We start from the raw sequence: 26,997 nt of genomic DNA, 5'->3' as shown, positions 1-26,997 counted from the left end.
CCGGGTCGCAATTGTGGCACTGCATATGCGTCGGCTTGCCGTGGTGGGAGGGCATGGCGGATTCGGGGGGCCAGTTATGGAAACACCTACTTCACCTGCCCTTCGCGCTCACTTGTTCTGGAACTGAACCCCGGCGCGTAAAGACCGTCGCCATGTTCTCTATCGCCGCCCGTTTCCAAGTGCCGATCTGTGTTGGATGCACACCGTACTTCTAAGACAGTTCCGCTAGCGTCATCTCCTCGCGGATCGCTTCAAGCGCAACCTTGGCCTTAAACTCCGGCGAATGGTACTTTCGCTTCTTCATTATGGATCACTTCTCTCGTCATTCGATCCAATTTAACGACTGATCCGAAGTTCCGCGACCACCTCTGTTCACATCCTATGACCACCACTAAATGTCTTTGAGCTCATCTCGTAGCCCGGTTTTGCGCAGACACGTGTTACGCGTCTCCAAAATCACCTCGCGCAGAGCATATGCGTCGGATCCACCGGAGCGCGCGGTGGCGCGCATCTTGGAGACCGAAACAAGTGGTGTAGCCTCGTTTCGCACGATCTGTTGGTAGACGGGCCAAACCCCATAACTTGCCAGCGCGGTGTTCCCCATTTCCCGACTGGCGCATTTGGCGAGTTGGTTGCAGCGGCCACCATCTGCGTTGACGTTTTGCATCGTGTTGAAATGAACAAGGCCTTCCATTTCTAAATTGTCGCGGAATGCATCATGGGGCGGCGCCCTAAGCGCCCGCAACAGTCTGACCTGCGCGAATCCAGCTCGATCGAGCAAGATGCGGACGTCGTGATGTTCGTGTACCGTGAGGAATACTACAAGGAGCACGAAAAGCCCGCCGACCACGAGCTAGAGAAAATGGCGAACTGGCAAAACGAGATGTCCCACTGCCACGGCAAGGCCGAAGTTATCATCGGCAAAGCGCGCCACGGGCCAATCGGCTCGGTTGATCTGGCGTTCGAGGGCCGCTTCACCCGCTTTGGCGACCTCGTGAAGCCATGGCAAGAAGGTGCAGGCGAAGGCGGGGGCGAATTCTAGGCCCAAAACGCTGGAGGCTATGTTGGGGGCAAACGGCAGGCTAGCGCGGGGGGAGCGGAGTTTGTTAACTTTGGCGGTTTTGCCCCAAACCGAACCTTCAGGTCGCTATGCAGCGAATGTCTCCATTGAGCCCAAAACGACCAAAGCTGCACACTGCATGAATGGCTCTTTTTTGGGATAATCCCATTTCCACAACATGGCATTCTATAAAGGAAGTCTCGAGGGCGTTGGGCTCTATTTGCATTGATGTGTTCAAGGTGGTGGCCAATTGGCTGCAACCCAAACGCTAATAGCAAATTTATTAGATCAATTGTCTGCGCGGAGCTGATGTAGGGACGTGGGGTACCGCAAACGAGTTTCGTGCATTTCCGTCACCACAAATGTAGCAAAGGTGCTGATTTCAGATAATCTAAAGAAACCTGTCATGATTAGATCGAATTGTTGTTCGCCAACCGCGGGTAGTTTTGGTAATCCGGCATTGCCCTTTAGGGCCGTGGCTCGGTGGCTTCGGCGCGCCTTGGCATCTTGGTTGACGTTTTCGACTTACGGATAATCAATCATATTTTTCGAAAAAAACGGAGTGGGGCTGTCCGGCGAAACCGGACAACCCGTGATGCCTTATTTCTTTTTCTTCTTCTTGGTGTCAGCGGCGTCTTCCACTGGCGTGTCGGCTTCCGGACCGGGTGCAACATCGCCTGCGGCCTTTGCTAGAAGCGGCTGAAGGTTGTTCAACGATTGCAGGTGGATGTAGAGGAGTTCCAACTCGTCGTTGCGCAACATCCTCTCGAGCGGCTCGCCGGTCAACGCCTTGAGTTTTTCGCGGTTGATCGCGCTAAAGCCGGACAAACGACCGGGTGAGCCATCCGGCATCGTGTATTGCGCTTGCATCGGTTCGAGCAGGTCAAGATCTGCAATCGTCTTACAGAAAGCGCGCGTACGCACGAACTGTGCTTGATACTCGCGCATGAAATCGAGAATCTGGTTCAGATAGGCGGTCCGTTCTCCTCGGCTGTCGAACAAACGCTCGCCCTCACCGTTGATGTTCAGACCGTCGAAATCCTCATCCACGTAAAGGGTGAAGTTGTCGACGTCTTCCGCTTGTCCGAAGACGAATGGATAGCGGCGCATGAAGGCAGGTACATAGCGCCCCGTCCAACCACCGTCTTCGTCCACATAAAGGTTTTCCCGGTCACGGAATCCGAGGATAACGACCGGAATAATATCATTGCCTTCGCCGGCAAAAACGATACAGCAATCAGATGCTGCGGCACGGAATTCTGCGGCGACGAGTGGGACTGAATTTACTTCTGCAGCATAAGCATATTTGCCGTCGCTACGCAGCGATGTATCCTTATGTTTCGAGGCGGATACAGGGACTGCGTTTTTGTAGAATAGCAATTGTGTCTGCACGGAGAACTCCTTGATAATATTCTCTTGATGGGCCCTAATGGACGCCAAGATTTTGCTGCGGGCTCTGTCCGCGAATGTAGCTTAGCCTGTCAAGGAACGTGTCAATTGTCCAACATCCATTCCACGCGCTCGGCCTTATTTTGCACTTGCGCGGCCATTCTGACACTTGGTGCGGCCGGTCCCGTCCTATCAGAGGAAATCCGCAGTTGTGTAATTGTCCCTAGCGCGATCGTCGATCTGTCGGTTTCACAACCCGGTGTCGTGCGAACGGTGCACGTAGGGCGAGGTGATTCGGTGGTTGCGGGGGACGTTTTGATCGAGTTGGACGACAGTGCGATTTCCGTCGAAATAGCCGTGGCCGAGCGCCGTGCTACCGATGAAACACAGCTGGGTGGCATAGCGCAGCGTGTTGAGGTGCTCGAGGCGCAGTTGGAGCGGATGAAGTCACTGACCGAACGCGCGCTCGCCCGCCAAAATGATCTTGACCGGCTCGAGGATCAGCTGCTCTCACTTTATCAGGAACGTGACAGGCTGATAGCGGCAAAAGACCTTGCGGCGCTTGATTTGCAACGAGTGCAAGCGCAATTGGCGCAGCGGGTTTTGTATTCTCCAACCGATGGGATCGTCACCGCGCGGGAAGTTGAGCCCGGCGAATATGCGTCCGAACAGCGGCCTGTGCTAACGGTCGCGGCGCTTGATCCGCTGCATGTTGAATTGTATTTGCCCTTGACCTTGAGAGACCGGATTACGGTGGGGGATGAAATTATTGTCATGTCGGATGCGGGAGGCAACGATGGCGACATGGAACTGACGGCGACAGTGGATGTGATCGACAGAGTGTCGGATGCGGCGTCCAGCACATTCGGGGTGCGTTTGACATTACCCAATCCTGATCTGACATTGCCCGCAGGTGTTCGCTGCCGCGTCGATATCTGACGTCAGCCGCTTCCGGACAGTTTCCAAAAAAAATGAATGATCCAAAAGCGGGCCAGTCGTGGCCCGCTCCGATTTTACTTTTTGCCTTTGGCCTTGCCCGACCGACCAGCCCAGGCCGGCGCCTTGGAATTGGACGTGCCTGCGTCATCCTCGGTCGCCGGAGTCGTGGCAGGTGCCCAATCCCAATCAACGTTGTGACCCGTGGTTCCGTTGGCCTCAAGATCAAGGGCATCGGGTGCAGTGTCGTCGTTGGCCGGAGCGGAGACCACGATAACGGCATCAGGCGCTGGCATATCACCCTCGCCCTCGGGCATTGACAGGCTCGCCGTTTCTTCAGTGATCCAGCCTTCGCCGCCTTCGGGTTCGGACGCCAGTGTCATTGCATCGAAGGACATAGTCTCGACGTTTGAAGATGGTTCCGAGATGAAGTTCCGCGATGTTGGGTCGGTCGCCTGTGGAGCAGGTTCGATCCCGCGTCCATCACGCTTGCCGCCACCGATATTGCCGCTTTGCTGGCCGAATGGTGAGCCGGTGTTGTCCTGCCACAGGCCGCTGTCCTGATCTGCGAGGCCGATTTCGCCGTAGGGTTCACCCATCTGATCGGAGTCGCCAAACGCGCTGCGGGTTGGGTCTGCGCCGTCGCTTTCGGCTACGGCCAGCAGATGATCGACGATCCAAGGTGCAGGCGCGCGCACGATGGTCCATGCTCCGTTAGGTGCGAATGGAACGACGAATTCGTTATATTCGCCAGCCCAATCGACCATGCGATCATGCGAGGTGTTGGCGATCAACAGATCACGCCCGCCGCCGCCATAGGCCAGATCGCCGTAGCCAGAGATCGGCGTGGTTTTCGCATCTGCGCCGCTGGTGCTTAGATCGTCATCAAGGTTGAGGATGTCTCCGCCCAAACCGCCCCACATGTGGTCGCGACCTGTGCCGCCCATCAACCAGTCATGGCCGATGTCGCCAAAGATCTTGTCGTCGCCGTCGCCTTTGGCCCACTCGCGCGACATGGGCGCCAGTTCACCTTCGGTTGGGTCGAAATCGAGGACGAAGCCGTCGATCCGCGTCAGGGCGTTGGTCTTGTCGTAGTACCCGTCCGGTACAACCAGACGACCCGTTGCCGGATCGATCGTTGGACGCCAATCGCTTGGCTGGGTGTAGAATTGAGCGAGGGCTTCGGCACCGGAGATGCCATCATTGCCCGCGCCACCATGCAGGAAGTCATCGCCCAGACCGCCATAGATGAGGTCGTCACCGCCCAGATCCCAAGGTTCAAGATCAACGGTTTTGTTGAGATCGCCAAGCGGGTTCAGGATGGCATGGAACGCGCTTGCGTTGGTCGTGACGACCTGTTCGACCCGCGCGACCGTCAGACCGATCAGGCTTTCTGTCCAGCCATTCCGGCTGGTCAGGATTTTACCGTCATCGCCAAGGATGCCGTCATTGCCCGTGCCACCTGAAATCCAGTCGTTACCTGCGCCACCGATGATGTCGTCGTCCTGTGCGCCGCCATAAATGAAGTCGTCGCCGCTTTGTCCGTGGATGATGTCGTTGCCGGCTTCGCCGTGGATGGTATCGCCGCCGCCGATATCAGAAGTCGCGCCGCCTGGTGTATAGGCGAGGTATTCAACTGCGCGGACGTCGACACGTTCGGTCGTTTCGGTGCCGGTGATGTCCCATTCGTAGTTCAGGGACGCACCGTCCGCGACGATGCGGTAGATGGTGCCATTGTCGCCAAGGATCACATCTGCGTCGCGCGCATATTGCCCGTCGCCGTCGACGCCAAAGCTGTTGCGAGAAATGTCGAGCGATGTGCCACCAAAGATCGTATCTGCATCGTCAATCAGACGTTCACCAGTCGGATCGCCACAGCTTTCGCCGAGGAACAGCATCGAAGAACCACCGATCAGATCGTCTTGACCCAGACCACCGATGAGGGTGTCGGATCCACCGCCGCCTTCGACATAATCGTTGCTGTCAGTCAGTGCACCAGCTTCGACCATGATCGGCCCGCCGAGTGCGTCAAAGTCGATTGCGCCATCGCCGAGGATGGTGTCGTTGCCGCGCTGACCGAACAGGCGGTCCGCATCGGCGCCACCGGCTATAAGATCGTCGCCCCATGTAGATGGATCGGCGTTCTCGGAGTGATCAAGCAGACGGATGTCACGCCCCTGGCTGCCATTCAGGTTTGTCTGCCAGACCGTATCGACGTTGGCCACATACCCAGCGGTGAAATAGCCAGTTTGCGGATCGATGGTGTAGAGTGTGTCACCCAGCAGTGCGCGTGTGCGTTGATCAAGTGTATCGTCGCGACGCAGGATTTCTGCGTTGTCGCCTGCAACCACGTCGTCGCCTGCGCCCGCATCAATCGCGTCGTCGCCATCAGCGCCTTCGCAGATCGTGTGACCACCGATCAGATCGTCCTGACCGTCGCCACCGGAAATCCAGTCGCCGCCTTGACCACCGACGGCAATATCATCGCCGAGACCCATAATGATACGGTCGCCAGCGCCACCATCATTTACACCGATATCGCGCGATGTGAACGAGAACGGCAGCGCCGCTGCGGTTGTCAGTGGCAGTTGTGACAAATCAATAGCGCCGTCTACCAAACGCTCAATCCCGCCATGATCGCCAAAGGCAAGATCGTTACCCATACCCGTTAGGATTTGATCCGCGCCTGTGCCACCGAAGACAACATCGTTGCCATCACCGGAGTCGATTTCATCATCACCACCGTTTACTGGTGCAATCGTGTGGACAGCATCTAGGCTGGTCACGTCGCCGTCTGCGTCGCGAATAATAATGCCTGCGTCACCCAGAATGATGTCCATTCCGATTCCGCCAGAGATCATGTCACCGTCTGCGCCGCCAAGGGCGATATCGTTGCCAGCGCCAAGCGTGATGGTATCCGCGCCGCCCTCGACCGTGTCGGTTGAAGTTGCACGGGCCAAGGCGCCGCCAGCAAACAGAAGTTTGCCGAAATCACCGAACACCAGATCGTCGCCGTCGCCCGCGTCAATGTTGTCGCCTTCAGTGCCGCCAAGAACGGCGTCATTGCCGTTGCCTGCAACGATCTGGTCGATTCCGCCAAGCGTCGTGGCAGTGGTTTCTACGGTCAGCAGATTGCCGCCGCTCAGCACGATGAGGCCGTTGTCACCCAAGATTAGGTCGCCGCCTTCGCCTGCGTTCACATCGTCAGCGCCAAAGCCCGCGAGAACAAAATCGTCGCCGTTGCCGGACCGGATCGTATCGTCGTCGCCCAGACCTTCCGTCGTGGTGCGGAACAGCTTAATAACCTGACCGCCAGATTCGTATTCGACTTCACCACCGTCGCCGATGATCGCGTCATTGCCGTCGCCGCCGAAGATTGTGTCACCGGCTTCGCCACCCATGATCACATCGTCGCCGTCGCCACCAAGAATTGTGTCTGCGCCGCCATCGCCGAGATCCATGGCTCGAGTATGCGCACTGACCAGCAGACCACCCGCGAGGATGACTTCAGCATGATCGCCAAAGATCAGGTCTGCGCCGTCAATTCCGGAAATCAAATCACCTGCAGAGCCGCCGACAATGATATCGCCTTCGGATCCACCTATGATCGCGTCCGCGCCGCCAGTCGTTTCGTCAGCACCCGTTGAAATCGCCAGCGTCAGCAGACCGTCGGTCCATGTCAACGCACCGTGGTCGCCAAAGATCACATCCGCACCCTGTTCGCCGTCGATCACGTCATTTGCCGCGCCGCCGATGACGAAATCACCTTCGGTGCCGCCTGTGATCGTGTCGCTGCCGCCTGTCGTCTTGTCGGTATCAATCGAACGCGCCTGAACCAAAACGCCTGCAGAGACGATAACCTCACCGAAGTCGCCAAAGACCACATCAACGCCCGTACCGGAGTGGATCGTGTCGTCCGCAGCACCACCAAGAATGATGTCGGCACCGTTTTCACCGTCGATCGTGTCAGACCCTCCAACTCCCGGGACGGCCGAGGTGATGAAGGTCGCGCCAGCAGTGCCGAGCACCTTGAACAGACCAGGTTGTATGATGCGGCCATTGTCGCCGAAAATCACATCATCGCCGTCGCCACCGAGCAGGTCGTCGTTTCCGACCACGCCCTCATAGGTAGTGGTGACGCGCGTCACGAGATCAACCTCGAAGCGGCCATCGCCGTATATGTGATCGACGCCAAGACCCGCAACCACTGTATCATCGCCACCACCAGCAGCGATGTGATCGCCACCTGCCCCGCCGAGGATCATGTCGTTGCCGCCGCCCGCATCCACTACAACCGTCGTGGTGGTCGCGGAGATGTCGATGAGGTCATTGCCATCCGCTGGGAAGGCAAAAGCATTCTCGCTCACGCCAGCGATGCTACTGGAATAACGTTGCCCCGTCGCGGAGGTGTCACCGTAGATGACCAGCGGTCCGGTGTGATCCAGCGCTGTCAGGTGATCGTCGCCACCGCCACCGTGAATCGCGGTGATAGTGCCTTCGGCCGTGCTTTCAACGGTGAAGATGTCGTTGCCGCGGCCCAACATGACCTCAACGATGTCCATACCTTGATAGGTAATTCCACCCGCGTAAGTGACCAGGTTTTCGATACCGTCTTCGCCTTGGTCGATGGTCAGACTGCCGCCCATTCCGAGGCCGGAGATATTGTTGGACGTCAGCGTTCCAATAGTTTGTTCGCTCGTTCCGTCCGAGAAGACATTGACGCGGTCCACATCGCCCGTGTCGTCGGTAGACGGTGTGGGTTGTGTAGGTGGAATGTCAAACTCGGTCGGCAGGATGACTGCTGCGACGATGGAACGGTTCTCAGGGCCGACACCGCCGGTCAGCAACAACGGACCTTGGACCGCATCGACGCGATGCGGGCTGGCCGAAACTGTCATGATCGGGTTGGCTGGGTCGACAGGCGCCAGACCGGCCGCCATGGCAACATCAATGGTGATTGGCTGATCCCAGTTCGTCGCATCGAATGTAACCGTGTTGCCAGCAAAGCGCGCATCAGCACTTGTCAGGGTCGTCTGACCATCGTTCTGCAACGTGACAGTCACCGTGCCGATTGGCTGACTGGACAGTTGCAGCGTGTAGCTGTCAGTCTGGCCTTCGCCCACGACCGTGGAGCCATTGGTTTCGGTGATGATCACGCTGGCTGTTTCATCATCCACCAGTTCGGCAGTGATTTCGGCCAGCCTGGCATCAAAGCTGCCAGTACTGGTGGACGTCGCGCCGATGGTGACCGACTGGTTTCCGGTCTGGGCGGTGTCGTCCAGCGCAGAGACGGTGACGATCTGGGCGATGTTCCAATTGGTTTCGGTGAAAGTCAGCGTATTGGCGCTGAGCCCTGCACCAGCGCCGGCATCCAGTGTCACGGTAACCACTTCGCCCACTTCAAGAGCTCGCGAAAGAGTGACGCCGATGGTGTCATCTGTTCCACCTTCGATGGCACGAGTGCCACCGTTGGTTTGAGTGATGACAATCTCGGCGGCATCATCATCGCCAACTTCAACACTGACATTGCCGATACGCGCGCCGTTCAGGTCTGCGTCGGTTGAGATAATAGAATGGCTGATGATCGCAGTCGTATTGCCTTCCTCGGCGGTATCGTCTGCAGCTTTCACGTAGATCGTGCGTTCCGCATTCCAATCGGCGGACTCGAAGGCGACGACCAGCTGTTCAGACCACGTGACCCCGTCTAGCGAGACGAGAACGCCGCGCGCTCCAGCAGGTTGCGAGGAGGACGGCAGAGCGCCCGAAACGGTGATCCAGGCGCGGCTCATCGCATCAGCTGGAAGCGCAGGCATGCGCAGCGTGTAGGTGTCAAACAGCCCGTCACCCTCGCGTACGGAAGTGTCGGACCCCGAAGTGGTGATGACCACAGGTGTCGCCGGGTCGACAGGTTTAACGAGGATGTTCACGCCCTGTGCCAACAAGCTGGCGAAGCCGCCATCGGTGATTGGGTCGGCGTTGGCGATGTGGTTGATGATGCCGGTCTGACCGCCCGAGGAGGCAGAGATGATCGGCTTGAGGACAGAACCGCCCACATTGAACGTGTCGCTGCCCAGACCACCGATGATGGTGGTAATGGCATCGGGATTCGTGGACTGGATGTAGAAGGTGTCGTCGCCCTCAAGGCCATCGACTTCGAGCGATTCTTCGACACCCGACAGGCTGATCGACAGACCGGCGCCAAACACACCGTCTTTGGTGACAAGGAACACGTCGTCGCCCTCTGAGCCAACGGCAATCACGCGGTCAAAGCCTGCGCCACCATCTATGTCGACTGGGGCGTTGATGTTGTAGCGTACTTCGTCGTCGCCTGCGCCCGCATTCAACTGCGTTTGTCCGACGAGCGAAATTCCGGTGTTGTCTTGCAGCAAGAACGCCCGCATCAGGAAGGCATCGTTGCCAGCTTCGCCTTCCATACGAAGTTCGGCATGGTTGGAGTAGACGCGGAAGGTGTCGTTCCCGACGCCGCCATACAGAACGGTTGCCTGAGAAATTCCTCGGCTCAGAAGGCCGAGTGTCGTCAGAACGGTGTCGATCTCGTCGCCTGGTGCAACGTTGGGATCGGTGCGGCTGGTCCCGAATATCTGGCCGACTTGGAAGGTGTCGTTACCTTCGCCCGCGTCAATGGTCATCATCGCAGAGTTGTCGTCCAGAACGATCAGGTCATCACCAAGTCCTGTATCAATGCGCACACGTGCGTTGATAGTCTGGTCATAGTTGATCCGCTCAAGTGCTGCGTTGTAGCCGCCCGCGCCGTCGTCTTGCAACAGCGCGATGAAGTTGGAGCGCACCAGAACCGTGTCATTGTCGGTGGTCGTATTGATCGACATTGTGTCGATGCCGTCACCCGGATTGCCGCTGTCGGAAACGCTGATCAGAACATCGCTTGTGCCGGTCAGATCGATGCGCACATCATCCGAACCTGCCTGCCCGTCAACCGTGAAGGAATCGCGCAGACCATCGCGGACGGTGGTCATCGATGGCAGACGATCAAGGAAGATCGTGTCGTCACCTGCACCGCCAAGAAGCAGCGTGTTTCCGTCAATGGTCTGCACGTTCACCGTAAAGCTATCGTTTTCTTGCCCACCGATCATCAGGATCGACGGTGCCGAAAGCGCGCCTTGCAGCACCATCGTGCCACCAGTCGCGTCGCGGTCGGTTAGATCAATTGCGATGATCATTGACGTGCCAGCCTCGAACAGGGCATCGGCATTCTGCAACAGAACATCATCAGACGAAATTGTCAGAGCTTCGCCCGCGCGGACTGTGGACCCTGCCTTGAAGGTCGCCACGTCGCCCACGCTCAGATCAACACTCAAAGCTTCGACAATAGCGCCGTCTTCCAGCGTCATGTCTCCTCCTGCGTTGATCGTCGCATTGCCGGTCGCGCGGATTTGCGCGTTGTGCAGCATCGTTACCGATCCGGAGACGTTCGCGGTAACAGACGCCGCCGACATCAGTGCGCCGACACCATGGATCAGGGTCGCGGCCTGAACGTTCAGTGCGCCGCCCGCCGAAATGCTGGAGGATGCGCCCGTGCTCAGAGTCGCGCCGACATTGATAGACGCGCCGTTAGTTGCTGCGATCACGCTGTCGGTACCGGTCGTCATGGCACCAATGGTGGTGATCGAAATGCTCTGCCCTTGGATTGAGGAGTCAGCGCCCGTGATCAAACTCGCGCCGGAAATTGTCGCTGCGGTGACGGCTGTCATAGAAGACCCCGCACCCGTGGTGACTGCACCGCCCGCACTGATTCCGACGGAACTGGTCGAGGTCATTGTGCTGTTCACACCGGTGGAAACGTCGCCGCCGACATCCGCCGTTATCTGCCCGCCTTGAATCAGAGAGCCAGCGCCCGTAGTAAGGTTTGCTGCTGAGAAGGACATCTCACCCGAGGCGCGGATTTCGCTGTCGTTTCCGGAGCGGATTGCGCCCGTTGCAGTCATGGCGACTGTTCCGGCTGTTGCTTGGATCAGACCGTTTGCCAGAAGTACAAGGTCGCCTGGACCGTTCAGAACGACTGGTCCATTGCCACTGACAATGGATGCGATGGTCATGGCGTTGGCAGTCTCAGTGAGCCAGATGCCCTGCCCCGCGGTCGCGTTCACTTGGCCTGCACCGCTGAATGCGCTGTCAATCTCAAGCGCGTTGGTGCTGGTGCCGATAGTTGCCGCGGCGTTGATAGTGATGCTGTCAGCCCGGATCGCTGCCACTGTAGAGGCGGTATCATCCAGAACCGCACCTGTGTCAGACAGGAGGGTAGCATCGCCACTTGCGTAGACGGAATCCACCCGAAGGTTGCCCGCCGCCGCACGAAGCACTGCGTCGCCCGCGGTTGCGTCCACATCGCCGGCGACAAAATCGCCTGACACTTCAGTGAGATAGACCGCACGGGCCGTCGCGACGTCAAGTCGCGCCGTGTCCAGTTCCAGACGATCAAGCGCAGTGCCGATCGTGCCGGATGACGCGCGCAACGTGACGGCCGAACCGATAACGTCGGCGGCTGCATCGCTTGCGCCATCGACCAGAGATCCTGCACCGCTCAACGTGACGGCACCACCAGCGCGGATCGTGCCGATGCGCATATCACCGGAGGTTTCGTTCAGCGTGATCGCGCCATTCAGCGCGGTCGCGTTGACCAGACCCGCCGACGCGTTGGAGCTGTCGATGTCGAGGGCATTGCCAACGGACCCGATGCTGCCCAAACGCGAGATCAGGGTTACGTCTTTGGCAGTGATATTCTTGACGGTCGTGCCTGTCAGATCGCTCAGGCTGCCGCCCGCTTCGATGCGCGCCAGCCCGTTTTGAGCAGTAACCGAGGCGACGGCCATGGAAGACAGCCCGTTGGCCAGCAGACGCACATCACCATTGGTCGAGGAAGCGTTTAGAATTTGGTAAGCTGCTTCAACAGTGTAATTCGTCGCAACCGTGCTGAAGTTTCCACCGCCGACATCCGTAGTCAAAATGGTCGTCAGCTTGCCCGCGTTACCGGTAAAGTTGACGTCGTTGCCTGCCGATAAATCAAGACGGATGTCATCCGCGACCTGCGTTGTCGCCGTAGACGAAAGGAGGGTAATGTTTGTGCCCTGAACAGTCAGGTTCACGTCATTGCCAGCATGGGCAACCATTGTGATCGGGGTGTGCGAAATATCACCGTTCGCGAAGTCACGACCGCGAACAAGCTCAACCTCGAAGTTTTTACTCACGCTCCCGATATTGCCCAGATCGGTTATGATCGTGACCGCAGGAACAAGAACGCCCAACTTCATCGTCGCAAACATTTCACCAGCGTCACCCGCAATCAGATCAACGCCACTGGCTTGATCGATATTGCCGCCTGCGACGTAAAAATCATAGATCGCGGCGACATTGCTGATGTCGTTCAGGAACAGAACATCCGAAGCGGTGTTGGCCACGTTGTTGCGAATGGTGAATTCGGTGTAATCGCCGCCAGCGTTCTTGATGTTGAAGCCGGGGACAATATCGGCAGGCGCCGGGCGGCTGTCGATGATATTAATGTCAGGCTCACCGCCGTTATCAGAGATCATATCGACCCGCTGGACATGCAAATCACGCGCCGTGTCATTGATCAGACGCACGCTGTTCAGCAATTTCGGCAGGTATATGTCTGCATCGCCGCTAACAACACCGCGCACCAGACGGATATCAAGCTTGCCACCTGCGTCGTTGATGATGTCATCCACCAGAATGGTGTTGCCTGTGATCGTGGCGCCAACATTGGACTCAGCTGAAATCGAGCCGTCCGCAAGGACGTGCAGCAGCTTGTCCTGACCATCACCCAGATAGATGGAGCCACGCAGGTCGACGACGTCATCGGCCGTGTCACCTATGGTGACTACAGACGCGTTTTCTTCAAGGAAGGTGACAACGCGCACAATTTTCAGAACTGTTTCGGTAACCCATTCAACAATCTTGTCGAGTGGCCATGGCAGCCATTTCGTAACTTTCTTCACCACTTCGACAAGAGTTTCGACGAATTCGACGATCGGGCTGGAGGCATCAGCATTCGCCACCTCATCGACCGTCAGATCGGAAGAACCGTCAATATCGACAGACCGTGTGACCATCACGGCATCATCATGCATATCGACGACGGATTTACCGTAGGCTTTGCCGATACCGATGGCATCTGCGGTTGCCCCGAAGGCCGCATCCGCGACAGCCTTACCGGTAACGACCAGGGCGTCGCCGCCTGTTGCGCCATTGAAGTCAGTGGCATAGCCGTTGACGTCGATGTCGATTTCTGTCGCAGCTTCGATCCGAGACGAACCCTGCATCAGCATGCGGGCTTCGGCCTTGTTGCCGACCGTCCCGATTGCCACTTCGGACAGACCGGTTGCGCTGGACGCAACCAGATCGACGCTGCTTGTGCCTGTGGCCTTCTGATGACCCGCGATGATATTGGTCGCGTCAATGTCGACGTAGCGCCCCGCCAGAACAGTGGCCCCGTCCTGAAGGATCACGTCCGCATCGAATGTCGTAAAGTGAGTATAAGCAAACGCGGCACCCGCAGAGATCGCAGTCCCGCCGACGGTCATAGCGACATCGATATCCAGAATCAGAGTATTCTGCGCGTTCAGTTTCACGTCGTTGCTGGCGTCAATTCGCGAATTATTACCAAGGATGACATTTGAATCCGATCCGCCGGTAACGTTGGACACAGAGCCGCCGTTCGCAGTGATCGACGGAATCGACAGGTTCGCGAAATCACCGGTGAACAGGGCAATCAATGTATCGGTGAGCTTCTGACCGGAGTTGCCAGTCACATCGGCCACGGCCTTGGCCATCGTTTCGGCCAGCAGGCGCGCGTCACGGGCGGAAATGTTGGAATTGGTACCGGTCACGGTATTCGCCGAGGTATTAAGCGCCCCGGATGTCTGGGCAAAGGCGCCAGCGACCAGACCCGCAGAACCACCAACGCCCGCCATGCGCAATTCACCAATCGCAAGCGCTTTGATCTGTGCGATGTCGTTCGCCGTCAGTGAAGCACCCGTGCCAAGCGTGCCACGCGCATTTGTCGTCGCACTTGACGTCGCTTCTGCCTTGCCACCCGAAATCAGGCCAGTGGAATTGTTGTTGGATTTGGAATCCGCTTCGTTAAAGGCACGTGCCAGCGCGTCGATATCATCTGCCGCCATGACGGAGGCATAATCGCCGAAACCAGCGGTGATGTTGACCGTGGATGTGGCATTCACCTTGGAATTCGAGGCCGCCCCGAGGCCACCGGCCGATGTGGTGGCATGCGCACGCGCTGCGTCGACTGTCTTGGCCGATCCTGTGTCGTTGGTGTTAAACAGCGCGTCAACGTCGACGTCACCGACGGTTGCTGTTACGGTCGCACCCGAAATCGTCGCGTTAACGGTCGCAGTGGTCGTCGCAGTGGATTTCGAGTCGCCGAGGGCGACAGCGCCGATAACAGTACCGGACGTCACCGCATTGGATTGCATCTTGGATTGCGCCAGAACCCGAACACTGTCTGCGCTGATGATGTCGTTTGAATTGCCGGTGATCAGCGCCTGCACGGAACGGGTTGTGATCGCAACTGCCTCTGCCCCGACACCAGCCAAAAGGCCGCCGCCGCCCGCTCTAGCAGTGGCTTCAGATTTGACAGAATCGATAGAGCGGACGCTCAGCGTGCCTGTTGACGTGATGTCGGCGGACTGGACAGCCGCAAGGTTCGAGCCGCCCATCGTGGCACCTGCCGTTGACGTGCCTTTGGCCGCAAGACCGCCCACGACGGAACTTGCGTCCGCGTCTGCACGCCCAACCGAAACGCTGGCGACCGTTACATTGTTTCCGCTGACGGCTCCGCCGTTGATTTTTGCCGACACGTTGCTGCTGTCAAAGGCGACCGCTTTTGTTTCGCCACCAGCAATCAGGCCGCCAGAAGACGCCTGAGATTTCGCGCTGGCCCCAAGGCCAAGATCGCCCGCTGCATCCGCGCGCGCCGCGCCAGAACGTTCTGCATTGTGGCGCGCATAGACATCTACATTGCCCGTACTAGTCACACGACCGGACCCAATCAATGCATTCAATGCGGTCGAAACACTGGCCTGTGCGAGAGCGCCGCCTACAGACAGAGCACCACCTGTGATGCCGCGCGCGTCTGCGTCTGCATCCATATTGGCAATCGCTTCGACAGTCACAGACGTTGCGTCAACCGTAAGACCAGACCCGCCAAGGCTAGCTGTGATCGTGCCGCCGACTGTGGCATAGGATTCCACGCCAGTTACAGAAATGGCCGCTCCCGCAGAGCTGGTGGCCGTGGCGTCTGCTTCGTGCACGGCATCCGCCGTCACGTTGAGCGCGCCTACATCAAGATCAGCCGACCCGCGGACTTGCGCCGTCACATCGGTTGTGACGCTGGATCTGGCGATAGATTTGCCAAGGGCGATGCCCGCAGCCTTGATCGATCCGACGACAACTTCGGAATATACATCGCTGTCGGCCCGCACAGTGGCGCTTCCGGATGTCGAAATGGTGGATCCGTTCACATCAGCGCGAACCGTGCCCGTCACCACGACTTTCATGGAATTGACGCCGCCCGATCCGATACCGGCGGAAATGGATGTCCCTTCGACCTTGGCGTTGATCTCGCTGTCGGCTTCCAGAAGGAAGGTGCCGACGCCGCCCGATGTGCCAGTGCCGATGACGGCGGTGTTTCCGGTGCGGGCCTCGGTCGTGCCGCCGATCGAGGCCTCGGTGACAGAGGCACCGCCCGCAATTGCGCCGATAGTTGCTTCGGTCGAGGATAAATCGACATCGCGTTCGCTAAAGGCTTTGACGTTAACGGAATCCGCGTCTGTGACATGGCCGTCAATCTCGGCCTTGGCACCTGCGGAATCGTCGTGGATTGTTACGGATGCACCAAGTGCGCCGATCAGACCGCCTGCGCCAACCGCACTTGTGGCGTCAGCGTTCACGCGCATATCAGCCATCACATCGACGGTTCCGGGGCCAGACAGACCAGCTTTGACACGACCGGTTGCATCGATGCTCGCGGTGGCAACGCGGTTGATGTTCGCGACAGAAACGCCCGCCCCTGCACCACCAAGGCCGACGGCAACTGCACCGGCGATCGTGCCCAGATCAATCCGCTCGTTGGCACGCACATCGACGTTGCCACCTGCGTTCACGGTGCCTGCGATAAAGGCATCTGTGCCTTTTGTCGTCACGGGAGGCGTGCTTAGCCCAGCTGTCGCGGAGGTCGCCCCCGCCTTGGAATTTACGGTGTCTTTCGCGCCATCAGTCGCGGACGCCAGACGCGACGCAGCGGACGGAGTCCCCGTGCCGTCAACGCCATCTGCATCGCCTGTGGAGGAGAATCCGCCAAGAACGCTATTCGTCCAGCTGGTCGAGGACGCGTCGTCTGCGAGCGAAAGGCTGTTGCCGCCACCGCCCGATAATTCGCCGCTTTGTTCAGACGTCAGATCATTGCCGAGCGAGACAACGGAGACCGAAGCCGCAAGACCGATTCCGGCTGTCGCTGCGCCTGAGACGGCGATGACATCAATGTCCATTATCTCGGCTGCGCCGACGATAACGGCGCCTGTGCCTGTGGTCGTCAGCACTGTGCCAGACGTGGTGTAGGCAGACGTGTCCGACCGGACGACAACAACGCTAACGGCGCCCGCAGCGCCACCCGCCAGGGCAAGCGACACGCCGCCGTTGCCGCTAAAGAGATCAAGCTTGTTGGTCGCGGAAATGACCGCAGACCCACCGCTGGTCAAACGGGCGGAGTTGCCCAGATAGGCCGAAGTATCGCTGTCCACGACGATGACGCCAACAGCACCTGCCGCACCTACAAACCCTGAGGCCGCGCCTGCGGCCCCGATCACAAAAACGTCCTCAGTGCTGGTCGCGGTGATCGCCGCGCCTTTGACCGCCACTGTGCTGGCGCGATCGCCATCGTCATATGTGTCATTAGTGCCCGTCAAACCGCCGTCAGCCACGGTCATGTTCGCGCTTCCAACCGCCGCGTTCGCGGTCACGATAGAGCTGCCGCCGATGTAGGCGTCTGTTGTTTTCTCGATTACGATGACGTTGACGGCTGCACCACCTGCGCCCGTTCCACCGACACCGACAGCGCCACCGATGGCGTCGATGTCAGTGGTGTGGTTCGCCGCGACGGCGACGTTGTAATCAGCCGTAATATCAGACCCGCCATCAATGGCCGCAGTCACATCGGATGTAACGACAATCGCGTTGGCAGACGCACCAACGCCGACACCTGCACCACCGCCGACGGCGATAGTGATCGCAAGCGCGTCATCCGTGCCAGACGCGGTGAGGGTAAAATCACCTGCGCTGCGCACCGTCGCGCCCGTCATGCGTACCTCGGTCGAGTTGCCAAACACAGCAGCTGACGCTCCGGGCGCACCAGCAGATCCGCCGACGGCAACGGCGGCCATCACGTTCAATGCATAAGCGTCAGACGCCGCACCGACGCTGATGTCATCGCCGTTTTCCGTCGTTGTCAGCGACGCGCCAACACCAATCAACGTCTTGGTTTCATTGAGGAATACATTTGCAGTGCCGCCAAGCGCCACAGCGCCCGCGCCACCGGCGAGGTTAAACGAAATCGTCTCGACCCGATCGGTCGACACTGCCTGAACGTGGATACCACCATGTGTGCCAGTCGAGAGGTTTGCGATACGCTCACCAGTTGCGCCGCCATCTGCGAAGCCTTCGGAGTTTGCTTTGGACAGATCGACCTGTCCGACCCCGCTCACGTTAACGTCATTGGCGTCCGTGTCGTCGGCGCCAAACGTAATGCCGACGCCGCCTGTCAGGGTCTTTACACCGCTGCCAGCGCCGAGCGACAGCAAGGTCGCCCCACCCTCGACTTCGGTCTTTGTGGATTTGTCGATGACGGTCACGCCACCCGACCCTGCGCCCGCGCCAAGCGCACCTGCAATCGCACCTGCAACCACGTCGAGGCTGGTCTCATCCAGCGCGTTTATGGCAATGGAGTCCCCAGCCGTCAAAGAGGCAGTCGAGCGCACCGTGGCCTGGGTTGTGTTGTTGATCGTCACAACGCTGGCTGAACCGGCCAGACCGCCGTACGCACCGCCCGCACCAGATGCGGACACGACCACGCCTTCGTCAGAGGACAAAGCGCGGATGGCGATGTCGTCTTTGACGGTGACTTGGCCTGCAATCCAGGCCTGTGTTTCTTTGGTCGTGACCTGCACGCCGACTCCTGCTGCGCCGCCGCCTGTTGCACCGATACCAACCGCACCACCCGTGGTGATGATCGTTCCGTTGTCACGCGCAAGGACTGTCGCATCTTGGGCACTGCCGGCACCGTCGTCAGAAACGACCGCGCCTGCGCCGATCCAAGCACGTGTGTATTCCTCTTGAACCGAAACGGCCGCCGTCCCGGCTACGCCGATGTTGCCGCTTGCACCCGCGCCAACTGCGCCTGTGATGATCGTCTGATCCGACACCGCAGAAACGGCCAGACCGCTTGCGCTGTTGAGAACCTTTGCGCCGCCCAATTCGGACCCGGTCGGCATATACGTGCCGCCCGCAATGCCACGTGCTATCAATGTACCGTTGCCCTGAACCGAAGCTTCGGTCGTGTCGCTGTGGTAAGTGACAGCAGCGCCGACACCGACACCAACAGCGCCACCACCGGCGACACCACCCGCAAGGGTTTCGAGTGTCGCGTCGCTGTCCGCCAGAATCGTGGCGTTACCATTGGTTGTGACCGTGCTGGCGTTGATCTGCGCCTCGGTGGTGCGGATCGCGGTGACATTCGAAAACGCCCCTGCCACGCCGACACTATCGCTGGCTCCGCCTGCGACGGTCAAAGCCGCTGCAAACATATCCGACTGCGCTACAACATCGACGCCCGTAGCGGTTCGTGTCGCCAGCGCGGTGATTCCGCGGTCTGTCGCGCCACGCTGAGCATTCGCTGTGACGGTGGAATTTGTAATCTTAGCAGACACATCATGGGTCACGATGACCGTACCGATGGTCGCACCGACGCCAACACCGGAGCCGCCGCCGATGGCACCGCCACCCGCAACAATCACAGCCGAGGTGACAGGCTCGATGATCGCGCCCTTCAGGTCTTGATCGGAGATGCCATCACGCCCGCGTGCCGTGTCGGCAAACAGCGTCACGTTGCCGTCCGTGTTCAGGGTCGCATCGCGAACCATGGCCGTGACGTCTTCGTCGGATGTCACAACAGCGATCACGCCCGCCGCAGCACCGCCACCGCCGATTGCACCCGCGATACCCGTCGCCACCAGAACCGGAGACGAGGTCGCAACAAGGTCGACACCGCGAATGGTCCGCGATGAGCCGGAATCGGTGATCACCGTTGCGTTTGTCGTGCCAGCTGTGATCATCGCGCCGCCGCCGATCAGGGCGGTGGTTTCGGCAATGCGTGAAAGTGTGACGATGGTCGCCCCGAATGCCGGACCGCTACCTCCAGCGATCGCACCCGACAAGGGCACAATGATCGCATCGCTGTCCGCTTCTAACGTGACGTTCCCGTCACCAGTGGTCACAGACGTTACCGCGAACGCCGGATCACCACTGCCGAGCGCCTCAAGCGCACCTATTGAGGCGCGCGTTTCGTCTGTTTGCACGACGACGTTGATAGTGCCGGAACCGGCAATACCGTTTCCGCCAGATCCCGCAACCGTCAACCCGGCAACGACAAAGAAGCTGTCTGCATACAGATCAACACCGCGCACCGCGCGGGTGCCCTCGTCGTCTGGAATGTTGCTCGCCGCGCCGTTGGCCATCGCCAGCACAGTCGCGCCTTCGGCGATTTCGGCCACGGTTTTGGACAAGGTGACGGCCACCGCAACGGAGGCACCGATGCCACCGGAGCTGCCAATCGCCACTGCACCCGAACCGAATGTCAGGATCAGGTCGCTGTCGGACCCGATGGTCAGGTTGCCGCCGGTGGTTACATCAGCTCCGGCAAGAAGGCTGGCGCGTGTCACATCATCGGTCACGATGACAGTGATCGCACCCGCACCGGAGAATCCGGACGAGCCCGCACCACCGACAGTCAGGGCCACAATCACCAGATCGCTGTCTGCGGAGACATCGACACCGGTGACAGAACGGGTGTCACCGTCATCCGCCAGCGCACTGGCCGGACGCAGGGCGTCGGCGTGGATTTCTGCCGCGCCGATAACCGCTTGAGTGATGCTCTTGCGGGCGACAACAGTACCCGACAAACCGATGCCGGATGACCCACCACCGGCCGCAACCGCGCCAGTGATCGCTACGACAGTAGCGGCGGTGTTTGCGGACAGCGACAGGTTGCCACTGGTCGTCACGCGTGCGCCGTCCATAACGAGGGCTTGCGTTACAGATGCATTCCCCGTCGCTGACGGGTTTTCATACTCAAGCGACGGAACGGGGTTGGACCCATCGATAACCTGCTCGGTGCCGAACAGGAACGCACCCGAGAACGCGCCTGCGCCCTGGAAACCACCCGAAGACGTGGAACCGGAAATCGCTGCCGCAACGGACACAATACGATCGTTGGCCGCGACATCTACTCCGCGGATTGAACGGTTGCCTTCCAAGGTCGACACAACGGTGGTGTTATCCGCATTTGCATTGATATCTGCGTTGCCGCGAATTTCGGCAGAGGTGTTGTTGATTGTGATCAGCGGGGCGGCCGAGATTCCGACAGCACCAGCGCTGCTGGAAATGGCGATAGAACCCGCAATCATAGCCGCATTCAGCCGTGCATCCGCAGAGACCGACACATTACCGCCAACACGCACTGTTCCGTCGATAAAGGCGGTAGTGGTGCGATCCAATACGCCTAGTGACAAAGAGCCTGCGCCGGCGAAACTGTCAGACTGCGATCCGCCGACGGCGAACGTAATGATCGTATCGCGGGAATCTGCGTGGACCAGCAGGTCGCGTCGCGCTTCAATGAAGGCACCTGTGCCGACAGAAGCGATGACATCGCGGTCCATCGTAGTGATACCAAAGGCTGCACCGATTGCTGTACTGCCGCCTTTGGCCGCGCCGCCAGTTGCCGTGATTTGCAGCGACTGAGCTTGTGCTGCGACGGTGACATCCTGAACGGAAGACCCGCCCGTGGCTATCGTGGAAGCGTTACCGTCATCATTGACGCGCGCGTTGTCCTCGATCGTGGCTTCTGTAGTGCCAAGTACGTTGATCGACCCGACCGAACCTGCAAGGGCTGTGGTGTCGCCCTTCGCGCCCGCTGCAGCGACCATGAATAATTTGTCGTCGGTGTCGGCTGCCACGGTCAAACCGTAGCCGGTTCCACCAAAGTAATTCAGACCTGCGCCAAAGCCGCGCGCGGTGACATTCGCCGTGCTTGTCAGCGCGGCGCGCGTGTCATGGTCGACAACCAAGACGCCCGGCGCGATGCCGATGCCCGTTGTCCCTTTGCCCACGGCACCCACAATCGAAACGGCGATCAGTTGATCTGTTGCAAAGACCCCGACAGAGCCATTTGCCGTGACCGTACCGCCAATTTCTGCGGTGACATCACTGTCTACATAGTTCACGCCGACCGACCCTGCGAGGCCAAGTCCCGTATCCGCTGAGCCTAAGCTCGCCGCGACCGACACCAGAACCGAGAAGTTTGAGGCTGCTACCGTCACATCACTCGTGGAGGTCACAGTGCCGTCGATACGAGATTCAACCGTGTCGTTGTAAATACCAATATCAAACGCCGCGCCGACGCCTGTTTTGTTTCCGTCTGCTGCGGCACCAGCAACTGTCACCGAAATAGCGTTGTCATGCGCCGTGACAGCCACGTCCTTGGCATTCAGAACCGTAGCGCCTGCCCCGATTGCGGCAAATGTATTATCGTCCGCGATGGTAACGTTGACTGATCCCGCGATGGCCGTGTCAGACTGCGATCCGCCAGATCCACCGACGACGACTGCCACGGTTTCCGAGCGTGTCTCGGCCTCGACGGTAACGTCGCCATTGCCGGTCATCGTCACCGTGCCGGAGACAATCTGCGCAATCGTGTCGCGGTCGAACTTGGTTACGCTGAGACCGCCAGCAATCCCGGTGTTGCTGCCGCTACCCGACGATCCAGTGATCAGCGTGACAGGCATCGACACAGACACCACAGGGGCCTGCGTCATTGCGTGCACTAGCAAATCGCCACCGACTGCGACATCGGTGTCTGCAATCGTAGCTTCGGTGTGCTGGTTGATGATGTTGATTCCGATGGCACCGGAAATGCCCAGACCGGCCTTGCCAGCAACATCGACAGCGCTTTCAGTGACGGTCACATCGCCCTGTGTGGGGGCGGCGGCAGGCGCGTTGTCAGCCGGATCGGGGGCGGGGCCACCGCTGTCGGGCTTGGCGCCGGCAAAGGCCACGGTCAGGCCCAGATTGGTACTGTCGGCGGTCACGTTCACGTCGCCCGCCGCTGTCACGCCAGCATCAAAACCGGTCGGGATGGTGTCAGACACCACGTCACCGATCGTGGCGAGCGTGACGTTATTGGCAATGTTCACAGCCGAACTGATCCCGATGCCCGTCGATCCGCCTTTGGCCAGCGACAAGCCAAAGCTGAGCATCGTGGCCGAGTGATCTGCATTTACGGTGATATTGTCTGCTGAAACCTTTGCACCGTCTTCGATCCAGGCGCGCGCATTATTGGTGTGATCATTGATCGAAATGCTGCCCTGGAAGTTCAGGTCGTCGCCGCTGCCACCCGCATCGGTGACGTTGAAAACGAACTGACGCGTGACCGCATCGACCATCAGGTCTTTGGTGACATCTACAGTCGCGCCGTCTGCGATGTAGGAATCCGCCTCGTTGTGTTTGGCCACATAGCTGAACGCGCCGCCCATGGCGGAGCCATCGCTTTTGGTGGAGCCTTTGAACAAGGCTTTGATGTTCGGGATGCCGACAATATCGACCGTCTCAACGGTCGCGTTTGATTCAATCGTCGCGCCTGCGTCACCGGTGACCGTGACCAAGGCCCCTGCCCCGATCCCTGCAGTGGCCTTGTTTTCGATCAACATGATGTTGACCGACCCATTGAGCGCAAATTTGCCTTCCGGCCCGTTTGGACCGCCACCGCCTGCAGCAGCGCTGGCTGCGACATAGCTGGTCGCGACCTTGTTGGGCAGGCCGCCAGTCGGCGTCAGATACCCAAGGAACGGCGTGATTGAATCGGTGACGCCTGTCAGGGCTGGCCCAAGGCTCTCGTCATAGTAAGAGGTAAATGCGGTCTGCACGTCCGCCAATGCCCCGCGCGTCGCGGCGGGGTCCTCAACGTCAATACTGCCCCACACGGTTCCAAAAGCATTAGACAGCGACGGCATGGCGCCCAATGACGCGCCAAGGTCCGAGAATGCCGCGCCAAGGGCGGGGATTTCGTCGAGCAGGTCAACCTGATTGGGGATGATCGCCTCTGCACTCATGACAAGGGCGCCAACTGTTACGGTCGCCGCGTCAATGCGGACAGTGGCATCGTTGTCGAATTGGGACACATTCACAGCGCCCGCGAGACTAACGGCCGCGCCCGCCTTGGATCCACCGATGGCGGTGGTTCGGAAATTGTCCTCGACACGTGCGGTCATATCCAGCGTTTCAGCTTCGATCACGGCCCCGTCCAGCACGAGCGCATGCGCGCCCAGAACATTCTCGGAGACGATAACACCGGCAGACAGACCGAACTGTCCCGGGCCGCCCCATTTGCCAGCCAGACCGCTGGCCTGTCCGGTGATCTGCTGTTTGGCAGCGCCCGCGGCACCCTGATCAGCGGCGGAAGGTTTGGCCTTGGTGGACGCCTTTGTCGACAGCAGCGTTTCCTCGTTCACGGCGTTGGCTTTGACTGTGACTGTGTCCGTCGCATTCAAATCGCCTGCGACCTGTGCCGTGGCCTGATTGTCGAGGAATGCAACCGTGATCCCGATCGCTGTGCCCTGATTGGACTGTGGCTGCACGATCTTGGAAGACGTGCCGACGGACTGCTTCGTTGAGGTGTCGGCAGAAATTGTGATGTCATCAGCGCTGATGATCGCGTCAGCACCAATATCGGTTGTCGCCGCGGTCGTCGCATCGCCCAGTGTCACAGCAATGGCTGGCCCTTTGATCCGTTTCTGCTTGGCCCCTGTGGTTGTGCTTTTCTTGGCTTTGAACACAAGGCCGGACTGGATGTTGGTCGCCACGTCAAGCGTGTTTTCGGCCGCTGCCGCAATGGAAACCAGCCCACCGGAATCCAGCGTCACCGTGCCTTCGACGGTCGTCATGGCTGTCGCATCGGATTCCCCGAACGTGAAACCAAAGTTCATCCCCGGATTGGTAAATGTCAGTTCGGACGTTGCGTTGGCGTCGACATCAATCGAGGTCTCTGCCCAGACGTCGAGGCCATCCAGCAAATCAACCTTTGCAATCGCTTCGGCCCGCATAAAGTGGACTGGAATTTTCTTGGTCAGCGCGCCCAGCACCGGAAGGTTATCGAACTGCTGCTGGATGGCAGACTCCAGCTCGTTCGCCGCGAGCTGGATACCACCGACCAGAAGCGGCACATCGCCGTCCTCGACGTCGCCTTCTGCTGATCCGTCGTCAGGCAGACCCAACAGCGCATCAACATCGATTTCGATTTCAACCGCTTTGGAGCTGTCAGCAGTTGCAGAAATCTTCAATTCGCCAGCGCGGATGACAGCATTGCCGATCTGGATCGCGGCTGCCGCGATTTTCTCGTTCAAGCCCGGCGTGAACGCCAGCGCATCCAGTGCAAAGCCTGCATCCACGGTGATGGTTACATTCCCGGCTGTGGCTGCCTCGGTATTGCCCTTGACGTCCGCCGCCAGAAGCTGCGCACCGCCACCGATGACAATGCCCGCGCCTTCGACTTCAGCACCGCCATTTTCAAACGGATTGTCGCCAGAAAAAATTCCGGCAAAGCGCGAAGACGAAACACCGCTGCCGCCGCCTTCAAGCAGAATGTCACCGTGTGATCCGACTGAGCCGGCCAGCAGGCGCGTATCGACCACAGCGCCATCCACGACGATCAGCTCTGCGTCCATCTCAATATCGCCGCCGCGAGTATTGAGATCGTTTTCCATATAGATGACGTCACCGCCAAAGTCGCCGCGCACAGTCAGGCTGCCGGACCACCCTGTCAGACCCGCACCAAGACTGAAAGTATCGTCGCCAAAGCCGAGGTTCACGACAAGCGGTGCACCCGCATTAAAAGTGAAACCGCCAAAGCGCGCGCCGGATCCGTCGATGATTTCGAACGCACCGGTGCCTGTGGCTCGCAAGGTAAAGTCATCATCACCAACAGTGCCGCCGACGGTGATTGTCGGTTCCATACCGATATAGTTGAACGTTTCGAAATTGATCGTCGCGCTGCCGGTACTCCCCGCCATCGGGCCCGAGAAAACCGCGCCTTGCTGCACGATTATGTCGGTGCCGCCAGCACCGCCGTTGATTTCGCCGGACCAGCGCCCGGGGAGATCGATGGTTTCCCACGGATCGTTAACGCCACCGTCGGCAAATGTATTGCCGAGGTTCAGTTCAAAATAGAAGGTGTCGTCGTTGTTGTCTGCTCCGGTCAGCGTGTCGACACCGCTGACGAACAGCCCGTCCACATAGGCGCGATCCTGACCAATGATATACCACGTCACATCTGCCTGCGGTCCGGTCAATTCCGCATTGCCGCCCGCGATCAGTCGCGCGACCACATCAGGGTTGCCCGCAGCGTCCAATTCGGTCGCGGCATCAGTGAGCTGCTGGTCGAGCCCTTCAAATCGGATGTCGTCATTGCCGTCCATGATATTGATGTCCAACGCACCACTGCCATAGGCCCCACCAAGCGCGGGCTTGGCAAAGTCCAAAACGGTCTTAGATGCGTCTGGTCCCATCGTGATTCGGGACAATCCGTCGTTTTTGACATCATTGTCGCCAATTACAATTGATCCACCACGGCCGGAAACGACGTCATTGATGGTGCGTGATTCTGCCGCGGACTGATCCGTCACCAGTTCAACGTTGAGGAAATCGCGCACGTGATCGGTGCCGCCTTCGCTCTGTGTAATGGTGCCCGTTCCGTTCGCGCCAAGGTCGTATGTCACGCTAGTGTGCTTAGGTCCGTCGATGATCAATTCGTCTGCACCGTCGCCACCGTCAAATGTAACTTTGAACGCCGGATCGGGGCGGAACAACAGATCAACCGTTAGCTTGTCAGCGTCCGATGTGCCGGTAATTTGCACTTCGTTCACGCCGTCCAAATCAGAGCTCGCGACAACTAACCCGTCAATATCATTCGTTAATTGAATACGGTAAAGGTCAGCTGTATCGTCATACATGAGCCCGAGGGTGTAATCACCGCCGTCTGCTAGTACATGTGCGAAGATCGGATCAGCCGAAAGCAGGATCCGTGGTTCCATCGCCTCCACAGTGACCGCGTGGCGGCGTTGCGATGTCTGTTTCCGTTCGCGTCGTCGGGCGAACATCTCGCGAATTGCCGTGCCGTAGCTGCGTCGCGCGGGGCGGGCATTTACAGGTGTGGAAATTTCAAAATCAGACTTGCCAAATGGAAAGGCCATAAAAATTAGTCCCCGCAGAAAGGGTGAGTG

The 26,997-nt window shown here is 59.0% G+C and carries 4 protein-coding genes and 1 pseudogene; 2 read left to right on the top strand and 3 right to left on the bottom strand.

Translation table 11 applies throughout. From position 1 onward, the window contains the following. Window positions 1–391: 391 nt before the first annotated feature. Complete coding sequence (locus tag Q0746_RS15690) at window positions 392–694, bottom strand: hypothetical protein (protein WP_298261967.1); 303 nt, start codon at window positions 692–694, stop codon at window positions 392–394. A gap of 39 nt (window positions 695–733) precedes the next feature. On the opposite strand from Q0746_RS15690, the pseudogene Q0746_RS15685 reads away from it, so the two are divergent. Continuing rightward, a pseudogene (locus Q0746_RS15685) lies at window positions 734–1,042 on the top strand (DnaB-like helicase C-terminal domain-containing protein); the annotation flags it as partial. Window positions 1,043–1,660: 618 nt separating this feature from the next. On the opposite strand, the gene Q0746_RS15680 reads toward Q0746_RS15685, so the two are convergent. Then, window positions 1,661–2,452 carry a SapC family protein gene (locus Q0746_RS15680; RefSeq protein ID WP_298261965.1) on the bottom strand — a complete coding sequence of 264 codons (792 nt, stop codon included), beginning with the start codon at window positions 2,450–2,452 and terminating at the stop codon, window positions 1,661–1,663. 105 nt (window positions 2,453–2,557) lie between these two features. On the opposite strand from Q0746_RS15680, the gene Q0746_RS15675 reads away from it, so the two are divergent. Then, window positions 2,558–3,388 carry an efflux RND transporter periplasmic adaptor subunit gene (locus Q0746_RS15675; protein ID WP_298261963.1) on the top strand — a complete coding sequence of 277 codons (831 nt, stop codon included), beginning with the start codon at window positions 2,558–2,560 and terminating at the stop codon, window positions 3,386–3,388. A 74-nt stretch (window positions 3,389–3,462) separates the two neighbouring features. Here the strand turns inward: Q0746_RS15675 and Q0746_RS15670 are convergent, their stop codons facing one another. Further along, window positions 3,463–26,967: an LEPR-XLL domain-containing protein gene (locus Q0746_RS15670; protein ID WP_298261961.1), complete on the bottom strand. Its 23,505-nt coding sequence runs from the start codon at window positions 26,965–26,967 to the stop codon at window positions 3,463–3,465. Between the last annotated feature and the right edge of the window lie 30 nt (window positions 26,968–26,997).

It is taken from the genome of uncultured Litoreibacter sp. (assembly GCF_947487515.1).
Classification (GTDB): Bacteria; Pseudomonadota; Alphaproteobacteria; order Rhodobacterales; family Rhodobacteraceae; genus Litoreibacter.
The sequence above is the reverse complement of the archived record's forward strand: the minus strand, read 5'-3'. Positions and strand labels throughout refer to the sequence as shown.

Coding starts and splice junctions, on each gene's coding strand:
- Q0746_RS15690 (WP_298261967.1), bottom strand. CDS start 694: ATGGAAGGCCTTGTTCATTTCAACACGATGCAAAACGTCAACGCAGAT.
- Q0746_RS15670 (WP_298261961.1), bottom strand. CDS start 26,967: ATGGCCTTTCCATTTGGCAAGTCTGATTTTGAAATTTCCACACCTGTA.